Origin of the sequence: Dietzia sp. (genome assembly GCF_036741115.1) — a bacterium.
In the GTDB taxonomy this organism is placed as follows: domain Bacteria; phylum Actinomycetota; class Actinomycetes; order Mycobacteriales; family Mycobacteriaceae; genus Dietzia.
In genome coordinates, this window is the sequence record NZ_DAINST010000037.1 from 20,752 (window position 1) to 22,264 (window position 1,513).

2 protein-coding genes are annotated in these 1,513 nt (G+C 70.5%); both read right to left on the bottom strand.

Annotation, left to right across the window (positions count from 1 at the left end):
- Window positions 1–1,048, bottom strand: a 1,048-nt coding sequence (locus V7E05_RS07515; protein WP_333619048.1) for an acyl-CoA carboxylase subunit beta, incomplete at its 3' end; no start/stop codon positions are given.
- Window positions 1,045–1,513 (bottom strand): acyl-CoA dehydrogenase family protein (locus V7E05_RS07520; RefSeq protein ID WP_333619049.1); only part of this gene is annotated, 469 nt, incomplete at its 5' end. The genes V7E05_RS07515 and V7E05_RS07520, both read right to left, overlap by 4 nt.

Here is a 1,513-nt window from a genome sequence, read left to right on the forward strand (position 1 = left end):
GCGCCTCCTGGCTGAACAGCACGCCCTGGGCGTTGGCCAGGATGCCGATCGGGTAGCCGTGCAGCTGCGCGAAGCCGGTGACCAGGCTCTGGCCGTAGAGCGGCTTGAACTCGTCGAAGTCGGAGCCGTCTACGACCCGGGCGAGCACGTCGCGCGGGTCGACGGGGACCTTGAGGTCCTCGCCGACGATCCCGAGCAGCTCTTCGGGGTCGAAGCGGGGCTCGGCGAAGCCCGGCCGCGGCGCCGGACCGCGCTTTCGGTGCCCGCTGCGGCGGACGATGCCGCGGGCGATGCGCGCGGCGTCGAGCTCGTCGGCGGCGAGGTAGTCGCCGAGTCCGGACGCGCGGGCGTGCATTAGGGCGCCACCGAGGGTCTCGTCGTCGGCGATCTCCCCGGTCGCGGCCTTGACCAGCGGCGGCCCCGCGAGGAACACCTTGGAGCGGCCGTCGATGAGCACGGTGTGGTCGCTCATCCCCGGGATATACGCGCCGCCGGCGGTGGAATTCCCGTACACCACGGCGATCGTGGGGATGCCCTGCTTCGAGAGCCGGGTGAGGTCGCGGAAGAGCTGCCCGCCCGGGACGAAGACCTCCTTCTGCGTCTGCAGATCGGCGCCGCCGGACTCGACGAGGCTGAGCACGGGCAGCCGGTTGGTTTCCGCGATATGGTTGGCGCGCAGCGATTTGCGCAGCGTCCACGGGTTCGAGGTGCCGCCGCGGATGGTGGGGTCGTTGGCGACGATCATCACCTCGGTGCCGGCGACCGTGCCGATGCCGGCGATCACCGATGCACCGACGTGGAAATCGGATCCCCATCCGGCGAGCGCGCCGATCTCGAGGAACGGCGAGCCGCGGTCGAGGACGGATTCGATGCGCTCGCGCGCGGTGAGCTTTCCGCGCTCGCGGTGCCGGGCGATCTTCGCCGGCCCGCCGCCCTCGAGGGCCTTGGCGTGCTCGTCGGCGATCTCGTCCCAGCGGTCGAGCATCGTCTCGCGCGCCGAGAGGAAGTCCTCGGAGCGGGAATCGAGGGTGGAGGTGAGGATGGTCATCGATCGAACCCCAATCTGCGGGCTGCGAGGGTGGTGAGGATCTCGGTGGTGGCCCCACCGATTCCGAGCAGGCGGACGTCCCGGTATTGGCGGTTGACCTCGGTGTCCTCCATGAACCCGAGGCCGCCGTGGAGCTGGAGCGCTTTGTCCGCGACCCATTCGGCGCACTCCACCGAGGTGTTCTTCGCGTGGCACACCTCGGCGATGGCGTCGTGTCCGTCGACGTAGAGGTCGGCGACGTGGCGGGTGTACGTGCGGGCGACGTCGACGAGGGTGCGCTCGAGCGTCGTCAACCGCATCCCGCCCACGCGCTGCCAGTGCGCAGCGGGAATCGTCGTGCCGCGGACGTGGAGACTCGGGTACCGGCGGTTGACGCCGGGACGCACGACTTCGACCTGGTGCGTGACCGGGTAGGCGACCGGCAGACCGTGGACGAGGGCGGCCGAGATGTGGGAGACGACCTCG